This window comes from Termitidicoccus mucosus, from assembly GCF_038725785.1.
GTDB classification, from domain to species: domain Bacteria; phylum Verrucomicrobiota; class Verrucomicrobiia; order Opitutales; family Opitutaceae; genus Termitidicoccus; species Termitidicoccus mucosus.
The window spans coordinates 5,298,976-5,313,206 of record NZ_CP109796.1; the positions used below are offsets into that span (position 1 = coordinate 5,298,976).

General features: G+C 66.7%; 8 protein-coding genes. 6 read left to right on the forward strand and 2 right to left on the reverse strand.

All coding sequences use genetic code 11. The annotated features are described in order from the left end of the window. Positions 1–89: 89 nt before the first annotated feature. Positions 90–2,048, reverse strand: a complete 1,959-nt coding sequence (locus OH491_RS18480) for a hypothetical protein (RefSeq protein ID WP_145928759.1) — start codon at positions 2,046–2,048, stop codon at positions 90–92. 157 nt (positions 2,049–2,205) lie between these two features. On the opposite strand from OH491_RS18480, the gene uvrA reads away from it, so the two are divergent. Further along, positions 2,206–5,208, forward strand: coding sequence for an excinuclease ABC subunit UvrA (gene uvrA, locus OH491_RS18485; protein WP_068770147.1), 3,003 nt, complete (start codon positions 2,206–2,208; stop codon positions 5,206–5,208). Between the two features lie 56 nt (positions 5,209–5,264). Here the strand turns inward: uvrA and OH491_RS18490 are convergent, their stop codons facing one another. Continuing rightward, complete coding sequence (locus OH491_RS18490) at positions 5,265–5,660, reverse strand: peptide chain release factor family protein (RefSeq protein ID WP_068770146.1); 396 nt, start codon at positions 5,658–5,660, stop codon at positions 5,265–5,267. A gap of 95 nt (positions 5,661–5,755) precedes the next feature. On the opposite strand from OH491_RS18490, the gene OH491_RS18495 reads away from it, so the two are divergent. From OH491_RS18495 to OH491_RS18515, 5 genes are all read left to right on the forward strand, one after another. Beyond that, entirely contained in the window at positions 5,756–6,736 is a 981-nt protein-coding gene (locus tag OH491_RS18495; RefSeq protein ID WP_068770145.1) for an AAA family ATPase, read from the forward strand. 158 nt (positions 6,737–6,894) lie between these two features. After that, entirely contained in the window at positions 6,895–7,821 is a 927-nt protein-coding gene (locus OH491_RS18500; protein WP_068770144.1) for a DUF58 domain-containing protein, read from the forward strand. A gap of 425 nt (positions 7,822–8,246) precedes the next feature. Continuing rightward, positions 8,247–9,296, forward strand: coding sequence for a VWA domain-containing protein (locus OH491_RS18505; protein ID WP_068770143.1), 1,050 nt, complete (start codon positions 8,247–8,249; stop codon positions 9,294–9,296). After that, positions 9,293–11,497: a VWA domain-containing protein gene (locus OH491_RS18510; RefSeq protein WP_068770142.1), complete on the forward strand. Its 2,205-nt coding sequence runs from the start codon at positions 9,293–9,295 to the stop codon at positions 11,495–11,497. Before OH491_RS18505 ends, OH491_RS18510 begins: the two co-directional genes overlap by 4 nt. A 6-nt stretch (positions 11,498–11,503) precedes the next feature. Next, positions 11,504–14,230: a BatD family protein gene (locus OH491_RS18515; RefSeq protein WP_068770141.1), complete on the forward strand. Its 2,727-nt coding sequence runs from the start codon at positions 11,504–11,506 to the stop codon at positions 14,228–14,230. The last annotated feature ends 1 nt before the right edge of the window (position 14,231 follow it).

Consider the following 14,231-nt stretch of genomic DNA (forward strand, 5'->3'; position numbering starts at 1 on the left):
AATCATGAAAGTAAAACTCCCCGGAGCAAGTTCAGGTGCCGTTGGAGCGGCGGCGGCCCCGCCGCCGCTCCAACGGCAAGGGAGTGCGATCAAGGGAGCTTGTTCCCGGCGGCGCGGCGCAACGGGACGAGCGCGAGCAGCGCGAGCCACCACCACGCCGAGGGCGCGCCGCCGCCACCGGAGCCGCCGGTGTTGGTGTTGTTGCCAGCGCCCGTGTTATTGCCGGGATTGGTTGCGCTTGTCTGGAGCGGTTCGAGCATGAGCGTGCCGACTGTGCCGGAGGTGATGACACGGATGGCGGCATTGTATATATCGGCGACGTAAATTGTGCCCGTGTTGTTAACCGCAAGGCCAAAAAGATAGCTGAACATGGCCTCGACACTGCCCCCATTGTCGTAGCCGTGTCCGCGATAACCGCCGGCGACGATTGTGCCCAATCCTGAGGCGGGGTCGATTTTCACGATTCGGGAGTTGCTCCCGTCGGCAACGTAAAGATTGCCGTCAGCACCGAAACGGAGACCGGCCGGGTAAGAAAGGCTGTCGGGAACCGTTGGATAGAAGAACGGGAAATCGTTTTGGATGGTGACGGCTTGCGGCGTGACTGTGCCGTCGGCGAGGTTGATTTTGCAGAGATTGTGGTTGAACGTGTCGGCGACCCAGAGGTCGCCGCCGGACGGCGAAACGGCGATGCCGTAGGGATGGTTAAAAACATAATAGAGCTCGGGCTCAGGTTCGTTCTCCGATTCATTGGTGATGGGGTTGGGAGACTGGAGTATGCCGCTGGCACCCGAGTCCATGACACCGCCACCCACGCTGGAGATCCCGCCCGTGCCACCGGCCCGGCGCAGGCCGGCCACGTGGCTTGTGACGCCGGCGGGGGTGATTTTGCGGATGATTTCGTTGCCGCCGTCGGCGACGTAAAGGTTGCCGGCGGTGTCGGTGGTGATCGCCTCCGGCGTGTGGAAGCGCGCACTTGCGCCGGTTCCTTCCGCGTAGCCCGGTTGCCCGGGCACGCCGGCGAGGGTGGAGACGGCACCGCTGGCGGTGTCGATTACGCGGATGGTGTGGTTGCCGGTGTCTGCCACGTAGAGCTTGCCGCCGTGCAGCGCGATTCCGAACGGCCTGTTGAAGCGCGCCGCCGTGCCCGTGCCGTCAAGCGTGCCCGGTTCGCGCACTGCGCTGCCGGCGAGGAGGGAAACCTTGTTGCCGCCGGTGATTTTCCAGATGGCGTTGCCGTGATCATCCGCGACGTAGAGATTGCCGGTTGTGTCGATGGCGAGCGAGGCCGGACTCGTGATGTAGGAGGGTTTGATTTCGGGGAGTGTGATGGTGTTGCTGACGAGGACCACGGGATTGTCGTTGCGGACGGTGGGGCCTACATCGGCGGTGGCGCGGTATTGCCATCCGGCCATGCCGGTTTCGAGGGGAAGATACAGCGGGTTTTCCGTGCCGCTTACGAGCAGGTTGTAATCGACGTCAGTGAAGTCGGCGACGGATTCCCAATTTCTGCCGCTGTCGGCGGAGACTTCCCATTTCCACGCGGTGACGGCGGAGTTGAAACCGCCAATGGTCACTCCATCGCCGACCGTGGCGTACAATCCGAAAATTTGGTTTTCAAACAAGCAAGGCGCATTGCGCGGCATGTCGATGGAGAGCGTGAGTGGATAGGTGTGCCAGATGGTGGTTCCGCTGACGGAGGCGAGAGGGGTGTAAGGGGCGAATGTCGTGCCTCGCGCCGAACTCGATCGCAGCCGCAATCCCGTGCTTGCACCGGGATAATTCGTGACGTCGGCCGTCGTCGTGCCGCTGTCCGCCAGAGCCACGGTGCCCGTGTCATAGGGCGCATAATGGAGGCTGCCGCTGATTTGGAAATCGATGAGTGCCGCGGGGGTTGCCGCGGCATCGTTTTGACCCAGGGCCGGAAGCTCCTTTGATGTCTCAGGCAGCGTCACCTCATCGGAGGCGGACCGGGCGTGAAGCGGCGCGAACACAGGCGCGATGGCAAACAAGGCTGCGATTACGGAGGAAAAGGAACGGGTGGTTTTCATGAACTGGCGCGTGTTTCCTGACTTACGATAAATATTTATGTAAAATTTGCCGGTCAATGGCGAATCGGAAAACAATAGGAAATTTTAATATTTCCGTTCACGAGCTCGGATTAATTCCGACTTCTTAATTCCTGATTCCTGATTTTTAATTTCACCCATGCCTTCCGCCGCCACACACATCCACGTCAAAGGAGCCCGCGAGCACAATCTCAAGAACCTCGAGGTGCGCATTCCGCGTGGGAAACTCGTCGTGCTCACCGGGCCGAGCGGCTCGGGCAAGTCATCGCTGGCCTTCGACACCATCTACGCCGAGGGCTACCGCAAATACATGGAGTCGCTCTCCACCCAGGCGCGCCAAGTGCTCGAACAGCTCAAGCGCCCCGACGTCGATTTCATCCACGGCCTCTCGCCCGTGCTCGCCATCGAGCAGCGCGCCGGCGGCGGCTCGCCGCGCAGCACCATCGCCACCGTCACCGAGATCGCCGACTACGCCCGCCTGCTCTGGGCCTTGCACGGACAACAATTCTGCCCGCGCGACGGCGGCCGCGTCACCCGGCGCTCGCTCGACGACAACGTCGCCCGCGTCCTCGCCAGCGCCGCCGGCGAGCGCGTCATGCTCCTCGCCCCGCTCATGCGCTCCAGGCCCAGCGTGCTCCGCGAGGAACTCCCCCGGCTGCGCCAGCGCGGCTTCCAGCGCGTGCGCCTCGACGGTGAAATCAAGAACCTCGACGACAACAAACTCATCCCGGCCGGCGCCGCCGAGATCGCCGTCGATCTGGTGGTTGACCGCCTCGTCGCCACCGTCGAGCAGCGCAGCCGACTCGCCGACTCGCTGGAGCTCGCCTTTCGCGAGGGCCGCGACCGCGCCATCGTGCTCGCGCAAAAAAACGCCGACGCGCCCTGGCGAGAAATCAACCTCAGCCAGTCGCTCGCCTGCGAGATTTGCGGCGACGTCTTCGAGAAACTCACCCCGCGCCACTTCTCCTTCAACCACACCGAGGGCGCGTGCCCGACCTGCGGCGGCCTCGGGCGGAAACTGCGTTTCGTCCCCGAACTCGTCGTGCCCGACCCGGCGAAATCCGTGCGCGGCGGCGCGATCAAACCGTGGCGCATCGGCGGGAAAAACCTCATTATCAAGCACAACGCCATCCTCAAGCAACTCGCCGAGCAGCTTCCTTTCGATGCCGACACGCCTTGGAGCGAGCTGCCCGAGGCGACGCGCCTCACGCTCATGCACGGCGCGGGCGAGCGCCTGTTCGCCTTCAAATTGAAGCGCATGCGCGAGCCGCGCGCCATGCCCTTTCCCGGCGTGCTCGCCATGCTCGACGAAAGCTGGCGCGAGACCGACAGCGACGGTTTTCGCGCCCGCCTGACGACCTTCATGGTGAGCGGCGAGTGCCCCGAGTGCCACGGCGCGCGGCTGAACGCGCGCAGCGCGGCGGTGGTGTTATTTTCGATTTTCGATGGCAGGCTTCTCGCTTCGCTCGGAACTCGCTTTTCGATTTCGCCCTCCCGCGCGGTTGCGGATGCGGACATGGAGCGGCAGCTCCCAGTCGAGAATCGAGAATCGAAAATCGAAAATACCCTCACCTTCCCCCAGTTCCTCACCCTCGACGTCGCCGCCGCGCACGCCGTCGCGCGCGGGCTTTCCGCCGCGCTGGCCGGCGACGAGGCGCTGCGCGAAATCGTCACGGGCATCGAGCAGCGCCTGCACTTCCTGCTCCAGACCGGCCTCGGCTACCTCACGCTCGACCGCGACTACGACACGCTCTCCGGCGGCGAGGCCCAGCGCGTGCGCCTCGCCACCCAGCTCGGCATGGGCCTCATGGGCGTCATTTACGTGCTCGACGAACCCAGCATCGGCCTGCACCCCGCCGACAACGGTCGCCTCCTCGCCCAGCTCCGCGAACTCCGCGACCGCGGCAACACCGTGCTCGTCGTCGAGCACGACGAGGACACCATGCGCATCGCCGACGAAATCATCGAGCTCGGCCCCGAGGCCGGCGTCGAGGGCGGCCGCATCCTCTTCCAGGGCACGCCCGCCGAATGCGCCGCGCAGTCCCCGCGCGTTTCCCGCACCGGCCCCTATCTCGCCCGCGCGCGCTTCGTCGAAAAAGACGCCGCGACCAAAACCCCCGACGGCCTTTGGCTCACCGTGCGCGAGGCCCGCGAACACAACCTCCGCGGCATCGACGCCCGCTTTCCCGCCGGCCTCCTGACCTGCGTGACCGGCGTCTCCGGCTCGGGAAAATCCACCCTCGTCAACGACATCCTCGCCGCCGCCGCCGCGCGCAAGCTCAACGGCGCGACCAAGACCTTCCCCGGAAAACACCGGAGTATCGAGAATCTGGATACCTTCGAGAAACTCGTGCAGGTTGACCAGGAGCCCATCGGCCGCAGCCCGCGCTCGAACCCCGCGACCTACACCAAGCTCCTCGACCAGCTCCGCGACCTCTTCGCGCAGGTCCCGCTCGCCAAGGTGCGCGGCTACAAGGCCAGCCGCTTTTCCTTCAACGTGCGCGGCGGACGCTGCGAGCGCTGCCAGGGCGACGGCGTCATCAAGCTCGACATGCAGTTCATGGCCGACGCCTACGCGCCCTGCCCGAGTTGCGGCGGGCGGCGTTTCAACCGCGAGACGCTGGAAATCCTCTTTCACGGAAAATCCATCGCCGACGTGCTCGACATGACCGTGCGCGAGGCCATGCAGCTCTTCCGCAACATCCCGCGCATCATGGACAAGCTCGAGACGCTGGCCGCCGTCGGGCTCGGTTACCTCACGCTCGGCCAGTCCGCGACCACGCTTTCCGGCGGCGAGGCGCAGCGCATCAAGCTCTCGCTCGAGCTCAGCAAACGCCAGCAGGGCGACACGCTCTACATCCTCGACGAGCCGACCACCGGCCTGCACTGGACCGACATCCAGAACCTCATGGACCTGCTCTTCAAGTTGCGCGACGCGGGCAACACGGTCATCGTCATCGAGCACAACCTCGACGTGATCAACCTGGCCGACTGGATCATCGACCTCGGCCCCGGCGGCGGCGCGGACGGCGGCGACATCGTGTTTGCCGGCCCGCGCCACGAGATCGAGCGCCCGGAGCACGTCGCGCGTTCCCTCACCGGCGCCGCCCTGAAACGCTGGCGCGAGGCGCAGCCAAAGTAGCACGGACATTCCTCCGGGAGGGTGCGCGGCACGGGCGGCCCGCCCATACCACGCAATCACTCCGCCCCGCGCACCTTGCCTCGCAATGCCTTCGCGGCGCCGCGGCGCCGCTTGTCGGCGACCATGCGCGCCTTTTGCGCGCGGGATTTTCCGCGGTTGCGCCGGCGCGTTTTTTCGCGGGCCGCGCGGCGGTCGGCCTCGGCCTCGCACAGGCGGGTCTCGAGCTTTTCGCAGAGTGTTGCCCACGCCAGCTCGCGGTTCGCGGCCTGGGAGCGTTCGCGCTGCACGCGCACCTCCACGCCGGTCGGGCGGTGCAGCAGGCGGACCGTCGAGGCGGTTTTGTTTATTTTCTGCCCGCCCGGCCCGGAGCCGCGCGTGAAATGCTCCTCCACGTCGGCGGCGAGCGCCCCGATGGCGTCGAGACGCGCTTGAATTTTCTCCGGTAAATCCATCTTGCTTGTCCTGTTTTGATTCAGCGAAACTCTTGCACCCGTCACGAGTCAAACTTCGCTTGTCCCTTTTGCTTCAACCGAACACCACCACGCCCATGATTACCGGCCCAGAATGGTCAAAGAAACTTCGCGGCGAAATCGCCAAGGCCGTCATCGGCCAGGACGCCGTCGTGGAGCGGCTCCTCGTCGCTCTGCTCGCCAACGGGCATGTGCTCCTCGAGGGCATGCCCGGCCTCGCGAAAACCCTCCTCATCAAATCGCTCGGCACCGCGCTCGGCGTGCAGTTCGAGCGCATCCAGTTCACGCCCGACCTGCTGCCCAGCGACGTGGTGGGCACGATGGTGTTCCAGCCGAAGACCGGCGAGTTCATGCCCCATCGCGGGCCGATTTTCGCCAACCTCGTGCTCGCCGACGAAATCAACCGCGCGCCCGCCAAGGTGCAGTCGGCGCTGCTCGAGGCGATGCAGGAGCGGCAGGTCACCATCGGCGGCGCCACGCACGCGCTGCCCAGGCCGTTTTTCGTGATGGCCACGCAAAACCCGGTCGAGCAGGAGGGCACCTATCCGCTGCCCGAGGCGCAGACCGACCGCTTCCTCTTCAAGCTCATCGTGGACTACCCGGCCGCCGACGAGGAGGCGCTCATGATGGAGCGCTGGGGGCAGGTCACGAAACAGCCCGAGCTCGTGCCGGCGTCGAGCGGCGGCGAGTTGCTCGCCATCCGCGCCGAGGTGGACCGCGTGCACGTCTCCCCGGCGGTGCAGGGCTACATCCTCGCGCTGGTGCGCGGCACGCGCGCGCTGGCCGCCGACCCGAAGGACAAACTCGATCCCTCCGCGAAACGCATCCTGTCCTTCGGCGCCTCGCCTCGCGCCTCGCTCGCCCTCTACCAGGCCGCCCGCGCGCTCGCCTGGCTGCGCGGCCAGGATTACGTGACGCCCTCGCTCGTGCAGGAAATCGCGCCCGACGTGCTCCGCCATCGCATGGGCCTGACCTACGAAGCCGAGGCCGAGGAAACCACCACCGACAAGGTCGTGGGCCACGTGCTCGCGAAGACCCCCGTGCCGGCGGTGAAGTGAGGTCTCGCAAAACATCACCAGTGTTTCCCGTGCGCCGCCTCCTCTTTCCTCATTCCTCTTTATCTTTCCTCTTTCGTCAGGAAAACGACGGGCGGGGGAGAAAGAAGAAAGAGAAAGAGGAAAGATAAAGAGGATAGAAACAAACCGAGCCCGCCCAAATGCCCGCCATCCCGCCGCCAATCCCACCAAACGCCGTCGCGCCGGTTCCGCTCACCGCGAGCCCCATCGCGCTGCTGCGCAAGCTCGAATGGCGCGTGCGGCACGCGGTCGAAAACGTGCTCAGCGGCGAATACCGCTCGGCGTTCCGCGGGCGCGGCATGGAGTTCGACCAGGTCGTGAAATACGAGTTCGGCGACGACATCCGCGACATCGACTGGAACGTCACCGCGCGCCTCGGCGAGCCCTACCGCAAGAAATTTGTCGAGGAACGCGAGGTCACGCTCATCGTCGTGCTCGAGGACGCGCCCTCGCTCCAGTTCGGCTCCGGCGCGCAATCGAAGCGCGAGGCGCTGCTCGAACTCGCCGGCCTCGTCATGCTGCTCGGCGCCGTCAACCGCGACCGCGTCGGCTGCCTCTGCGCCTCGCCCGGCGGCTACGCGTTGCGCGAACCCGTGCGCGGGCGCGGCCCCATCATGCACGCCGCCGCGGCGCTCTTCTCGCAAACCGCGCCGCCCATCGCGCAGGCCGCCGCGCCGGTGGAGATTCCCTGGCAGCTCCTCGCGCGCGCCGCGCCGCGCCACAGCATTGTCATCTGGCTGGGTGATTTCGCCCCGCGTCCCGCGCCCGACGGCTGGTCGCTCATCCAGCGCCGTTACCAGACGATGGGTTTCCGCGTGGACGACCCGTGGGAGCGCGCGTTGCCCGCCGGCGAGCCGTTTGCCGCCTACGACCCGGTGACGGGCCGCCTGGTCACGCTTGAAAACTCCGCCGCCGAACGCGCCGCGCACGCCCGCTGGCGCGCGGCCCGCGACGACGCTTTCCGCAATTTGTTTCCCGACACGCACAGCCGCCTCGTCGTCGGCACCGACCAGAACCGCCTCGATGCGCTCGTGCGCTTTTTCCACGCGAGAATGGCGGCGCGGTGAGGGGAAAAATCCCTTCCGAGCAAAGCGAGAAGCCTGACAATCCCAATGACCAAATCCCAAAAGAATCCCAATTTCCAAAATCCAAAATTCCAAAGGGGGAACGGGCGCGATGGAAGTTTGGCCTTGGAGGGTGCCGGCGAATCGGCGTGCCGCCGCCGGGATCGCGCGAGCGACTGGGAGCGCCGGCATCCTGCCGGCAGACGACGCGCAGCGTCGCCAGTTTTCGCGGCGCGGGCGACGGTCAGCCTATGCCCGGCGCTCCGTGCCAATGATGCTGCTGATGCCGGCAGGATGCCGGCGCTCCCAGTCGCTCGCGCGTCCGTCCGGCCCGCCATGCCCCGCCGCCCGGCCTTTTTTGGGATTTGCCCATTGGGATTTGAGATTTTTTTTGGATTTGGAATTTCGGAATTTGGGATTTCTCCGTAATGAGTTCGTTCATTTTCCATAGTCCGCTCTGGTTTCTCGCGCTCCTCTCGATTCCGCTCGTGATCTGGCTGCGCGGGTTTCGCTCCGTGCCGGTGTTGCTCGTTCCCTTTGCCTCCGCGTGGCACCGCCCGTCCATCGCCGGCATCTCGCGCTGGCCGGTGGCGCTCGCCGCGCTCGGGCTCGCGCTCCTCGTCGCCGCGCTCGCGCGCCCGCAAAAGGTGGACGACAAGCGCGAGGTCACCACGCAGGGCTACGACCTCATGCTCGCCATCGACCTTTCCGGCTCGATGCTGGCCGAGGATTACGAGCGCAACGGCGAGCGCATCAACCGTCTCCAGGCCATCAAGCCCGTCATCCAGGCCTTTATCAACGAGCGCCCCCAGGACCGCATCGGCGTCGTCGTTTTTGCCGATCACGCCTACACGCTCGCGCCACTCACCTTCGACCACAAGTGGCTCGCGCGCCAGCTCGAGCGCCTGCGCGTCGGCCTCGTTGGCGCCCAGACCGCCATCGGCGACGGGCTCGGCATCGCGCTCACGCGCCTCGAGCAGGCCGAGCGCAACGAAAACGAAAAACGCAAGGGCGCCTTTGTCGTGCTGCTCTCCGACGGCTCCAACAACCGCGGCGCGCTCACGCCCGCGCAGGCCGCCGGGATCGCCAAGTCGCGCGGCATCCCCGTCTATACCATCGGCGCCGGGCGCGAGGGCAGGGTGCCTTATCCCAACATGGACGACCAGGGCCGCAAGCTTCCCGGCTATAGCTACATGGAAAGCGACCTCGACGAGGAGGCCCTGCGCCACGTCGCCAACGAGACCGGTGGAAAATATTTCCGCGCGCACGACAACAGGACCGTGCAGGGCGCATTCGCCGCCATCGACCAGGCGGAGAAAATCGAGTTCGAATCGAAATCCTACCTCGTCACCACCGAGCTCTTCATTTGGTTCGCGGCCTCGGGCGCGGCGCTCGTGTTTCTCGCCGCGCTGCTCTCGCGCAAGCGCCGCGGGACCGCCGCCGCGGCCGGCTCGTGGGAGGCGGGCGTCGTCCGATGAACTTTCACGCGCCGCATCTCCTCTGGCTCCTGCTCGTGCCGCTCGTGTTCGTGCTGGCCGACCTCACGCGCCGCGTGCGCGCTTCGGCTGTCCGCCCGAAGATCCTCCGCGCCCGGGCCGGCTCGCGCTCGCTGGTCCTCGCCCGGGGGCCCGCCCCGGTCTCCCCTGAATCCAAATTCCGGATACGCCTCTGGCTCGGCCTCGCGCTCGCCGTCGTCGCGCTCGCGCGTCCGCAATGGGGCCGCGTCTCCGAGCCCGTGTTCGACCAGTCCCGCGAAATCCTCATCGCGCTCGACCTCTCGCGCAGCATGCTCGCGCCCGACATCCGCCCCTCGCGCCTCGAGCGCGCGAAGCTCCTCGTGAGCAGCCTGCTCGGGCGGCTCCGCGGCGAGCGGGTCGGCCTGATCGTCTTCGCCGGCACCGCGTTCCTGCAAAGCCCGCTCAGCGCCGACTACGAGATCCTCCGCGAGTTTCTGCCCCAGCTGGACTCCGCCTACCTGCCGCAGGGCGGCAGCGATTACGAGGCGCTCCTCAAGGCCGCCATCGGCGCGTTCGGCGAGCAACCCGGCGGCGCCGACCGCTACCTCATCATCCTCAGCGACGGCGAGGCCACCGACGACGCGTGGAAGCCGCTCGCCGCCGAGCTCGTGAAGAAAAACATCCGCGTCATCGGCCTCGGCGTCGGCACCGACGCCGGCTCGATGATTCCCGACGGGGCGGGCGGCTTTGTGAAGGACGAGCGCGGCGCCGTCGTGCTCTCGCGGCTCGAAAGCGGCACGCTGCGCGACCTCGCCGACGCGACCACCGGCGTTTACGCCGACGCCAGCTCGTGGGTGGATCTCGCGCAAATCATCGAGGCCACCGTCGCGACCGGGCGGAAAGGCGAGTTTCGCGAGGAAAACCGCGTGCGCATGACCGAGCGTTACCAATGGTTCCTCGCTGCCGCGCTGGTGTTTCTTGCCTGGAGCCTCTGGGGGGAATTTCCCGTCCGCCCGCGTCCGCGCGCCGTGCGTCTGGCCGCCGCCAACGCCGCGCTCGCCCTGCTGCTCGCGCTCGCCCTGCCCGCGCCCGATGCCGCCGCCGCGCATCAGACGGGCGCTCCCGCGCCGGCAAACACAGATGCCATCGACCTGCTCGGCGGGCCGCCCCCGTCCGGCGCCGCCGCGCCGCCCGCCGCCGAAAAATCCGACCCCGCCGCCCCGCTATCCAAGCTCGTCGGCGAGCTCTCCGCGCGCGACACGCTCCTTGCCGCCGATTACGCCACCATGGCGCGGGCCACGATCCATTACGGCGAATCCATCCAGGCCTCGCAGCAACCGGTCCCGGAGCTTCCCGTGCGCGACGCCCTTGCCGCCGTCGATGCCGGGGCGCTTCTGGACAAAAACGCCGCCGACTGGCCGCGCCTGCGCGAGCGGCTGGAGGCATTCCTCAAAAAACCCGAGGACCAGCAGCAAAAGCAGGACGACCAGCAGAAACAGGACAAGCAGGACCAGCAGAAAAACGACCAGAAGCAGGACAACCAGCAGCAACAGCAGAACCAGTCCGGCGGAAACAATTCCCAGGACCAGCAAAACCAATCCGGCGGACAAAACAGCGATTCCCAAAAACAGGACTCGCAAGGCGGTGACCAATCCCAGGACCAGAAAAACCAGCAGCAACAGCAGCAGTCCGATTCGCAAAAAAACGACCAAAAGCAAAACGGACAGGACCAGCAACAACAGCAACAATCCGGGCAGGACGACCAACAACAAAAGCAGTCCGGCCAGGACGGGCAAAAGGACCGGCAGCAGCAGCAAAACGGCGAAAAACAAAACCAGCCGAACTCTGCCGGCCAGCAACAACCGCAAAGCGAAAACCGGCCCGAGCCGCGCCAAGGCGAAAAAGCCTTCGACGACATGCAGAAAAAAGACGACCAGAAAGACGCCGCCCAGCCGAAGCCCGAGGCCGGCGACCAGCGGCAGCAGCCGCAACCCGACAAGCAACCCGCCCCGTCCGGCGACGCCCAGCCGCAACCCGCGAACCCCGGCGACACGCAGCAAGTCGGCGGCACCGCCGGCGACCAGTCCGCGCAGCCCGTGGACCCCGCGCTCGTCGTCCCGCTCCAAAAACTCGACCAGATCCGCAACCAGGACTCCCCCGCCCGCCTTTTCCAACTCATGCAAGATCCCAACCAGCCCGTCAAAAAAGGCAAAGACTGGTAAGCCGCCATGACACCATTCACCGTCCGAAACTCCTCCGCCCGCCGCCCGCTTCCGGGCCTCGTCGCCGCGTTCGTCCTCGTCCTCGCATTCGCGCCCGCCGTTTACGCCCAGACGGTGCGCTGGGATCCCTCCAGCGGCAGCCTCGCCCAAGGCCAGACCAGCCAGATCCGGCTTGTTTTCGAAAACTGCAAACCGAACGGAAACCCGCCCGTGCCCGACGTGCCCGGCCTCGCCATGCAGGCAGCCGGCACTCTGCAGCAATCCACCAACATCAACGGCGTCGAAACCCGCTCCATCATCTACAACTACGCCGTCCGCCCCAACACCCCCGCGCCCGCCACCATTCCCGCCTTCGCCGTCGAGACCGACAAGGGCCGCATCACGGTCGCGCCCGCGCAGTTCCAAGTCGGCCAGGCCACGGTCGGCGAGTCGCGCACCCTCGAATCGGTCGCCAGCTCCCACATCGAGTCTCCCAAGGAAGTCTGGGCCGGCAGCGTGTTTCCCCTCACTTACACCATCAACGCCAGCCACCGCCTGCTGCATTCGCTCGGCGGCAACCCGCAATGGACGCCCGACCCGCTCGTCATCGAGCAATGGCGCGAACCGCAGGTCGGCGAGGGCATCCTCAACGGCGAGAACCGCCGCGTCGTCGTGTATTCCACCCGCGCCCTCGCCCGCCAGCCCGGCGCCCTCACGCTCAATCCCGTCACCCAGCTCATCAACCTCAACACCGGCCAGACCTCCTTTGGCTTCTTCTCCCGCCCCAACCTCGAGCAATACGAAATCAAAAGCGACGCCCCGGCCATCAACGTCAAGCCGCTCCCCGCCGGCGCGCCCGCCTCCTTCGCCGGCGCCGTCGGCCAGTTCCTCCTTGATTCCAAGATCGTCCCGCAATCCGTGAAAGTCGGTGAACCCATCACCTGGACGCTCACGCTCACCGGCACGGGCAACTGGCCCGACATTCCCAACTTCGCCCCGCGCGATGTTTCGAAAGCCTTCCATGCCATCACCTCGCAGCCCAAGCGCACCATCAAGGAAGGCACGCTTTTCGAGGGCGAACTCACGCAGGACATCGTGCTCGTCCCCACCGAGACCGGCACCTACCGGCTCGGGCCGATTGACTGGACCTACTTCGATCCCGCCGCCGGCGCATACAAAACCATCCACATTCCCCTCATCACCCTCGATGTCGCCGCTGCCGCCGCGCCCAACGCCTCCGCCCAGTCCGCGTCCGGCGCGCCGTCGGCCGCCGCGTCCGGAGCCCCATCCGACACGTCTTCCGCCGGCGGCAGCCTCCCCGCGCCGCCGCCCGCGCCCGCGGCCATCCCGCGCGATCCGCTTCCCGGCAGCGCGGACGTGTCCGTCCCGGTGACCAGTCACACCCTCGTCATCCGCGCCCTTGCCGTGCTCGCCATCGTGCCGCTCGTCTGGATTCTGATGGCGCTGAAACGCGCCTTCCGCACCGACCCCGTCCGTCCGCGCCGCGAGGCCCGCCGCCGCCTCGCGCAGACGCTCCAGGCGCTCGACGCCACCGCCGACCGCGAGCACACCGCGCGCCTCCTCCAAGCCTGGCAGCGCGACACCGCCATCCTCTGGCAGCTCCCGCAAACCGTGCCCGCCGCGGAAAACCTCCGTGCGCTCGCCAAGGGAAAATTCCAAAAAACTCCCGCCAACGACGCCACCACTGGGAGCGCGGGCATGGCAGGCATGTCGCTTCGCTCGGAACCTGCCCGCGATTTCGCGGACAAGAATGTCCGCGCTCCTGTCCGCGCCAGCGGCGCCGCCACCCCCGAAGTCTGGGCCGATCTCTGGGCCGAAAGCGACCGCGTGCTCTACGCCGCGCGCGCGCCGTATTCGCCGGCTTGGACCGCGCGCGCCGCCGGGGCCCTTGCCGCCGCGCGCCTCCCTCGTTTCAATCCCCTCAGCCTCCTGCGCCCGCGCAACCTTTTCCCATTTCTTTCCTCTTTCCTCTTTATCTTTATCTTTCTCTCCACCGCGCCAACCGCGCCCGCCGCCCCGGAAACCGCGCAAAAGTCCGTCCTCGAAGCCTACAACGCCGGCGATTTCGCCGCCGCCGAGAAACACTGGCGCGACCGTCTCGCCGTCGCGCCGACCGACTGGATCGCGCATCACAACCTCGCCCTCGCCCTCGCGCAGCAAAACAAGTGGGCCGAATCCGCCGCGCACGCCACGGCCGCCTTTGTGCAAAATCCCTCCGAGCCCTCTGTGCGCTGGCACCTGCCCGTGATGATGGAGCGCGCCGGCTATGCCCCGCCGGTGCTGGTCAACTTCGCGCGCCCCGACCTCATGCACTCCCTCGCCGCGCGCCGGTCCGCCTCCGGCTGGCAGGACGTGCTGCTTGTCTCGGTCGCGCTCGCCGCCGCCGCGCTCATTCTTCTTCTCGCGCGCGCCTACGCGCTTCGAAAAAAGCTCGTCCTCATCCCCGCCCTCGCGCTGCTGCTCCTGCTCGCCTCGGCCCTCGGCGTCGCGATTTCGATCACCAGCCTCTACGCATGGGCGCCCGTCTCCGACACGCGCACGGTGATCGTCTGGCAGTCCTCGACCCTCCGCTCGATTCCCACCGACGCCGACACCACGCAAAAAACCACGCCGCTCCCCGCCGGCAGCGTGGCCCTCGTGGACAAGACCTTCCTCGGCTGGTCGCGCCTCGTTTTCGAAAACGGCCAGACCGGCTGGACCAGGCGTGAAGTCTTCGTATCGTTGTGGAAGTGAG

What these genes read in the sequence shown, in the direction of transcription:
- OH491_RS18480 (WP_145928759.1), bottom strand. Translation starts at nt 2,048, where the DNA reads ATGAAAACCACCCGTTCCTTTTCCTCCGTAATCGCAGCCTTGTTTGCC.
- uvrA (WP_068770147.1), top strand. Translation starts at nt 2,206, where the DNA reads ATGCCTTCCGCCGCCACACACATCCACGTCAAAGGAGCCCGCGAGCAC.
- OH491_RS18490 (WP_068770146.1), bottom strand. Translation starts at nt 5,660, where the DNA reads ATGGATTTACCGGAGAAAATTCAAGCGCGTCTCGACGCCATCGGGGCG.
- OH491_RS18495 (WP_068770145.1), top strand. Translation starts at nt 5,756, where the DNA reads ATGATTACCGGCCCAGAATGGTCAAAGAAACTTCGCGGCGAAATCGCC.
- OH491_RS18500 (WP_068770144.1), top strand. Translation starts at nt 6,895, where the DNA reads ATGCCCGCCATCCCGCCGCCAATCCCACCAAACGCCGTCGCGCCGGTT.
- OH491_RS18505 (WP_068770143.1), top strand. Translation starts at nt 8,247, where the DNA reads ATGAGTTCGTTCATTTTCCATAGTCCGCTCTGGTTTCTCGCGCTCCTC.
- OH491_RS18510 (WP_068770142.1), top strand. Translation starts at nt 9,293, where the DNA reads ATGAACTTTCACGCGCCGCATCTCCTCTGGCTCCTGCTCGTGCCGCTC.
- OH491_RS18515 (WP_068770141.1), top strand. Translation starts at nt 11,504, where the DNA reads ATGACACCATTCACCGTCCGAAACTCCTCCGCCCGCCGCCCGCTTCCG.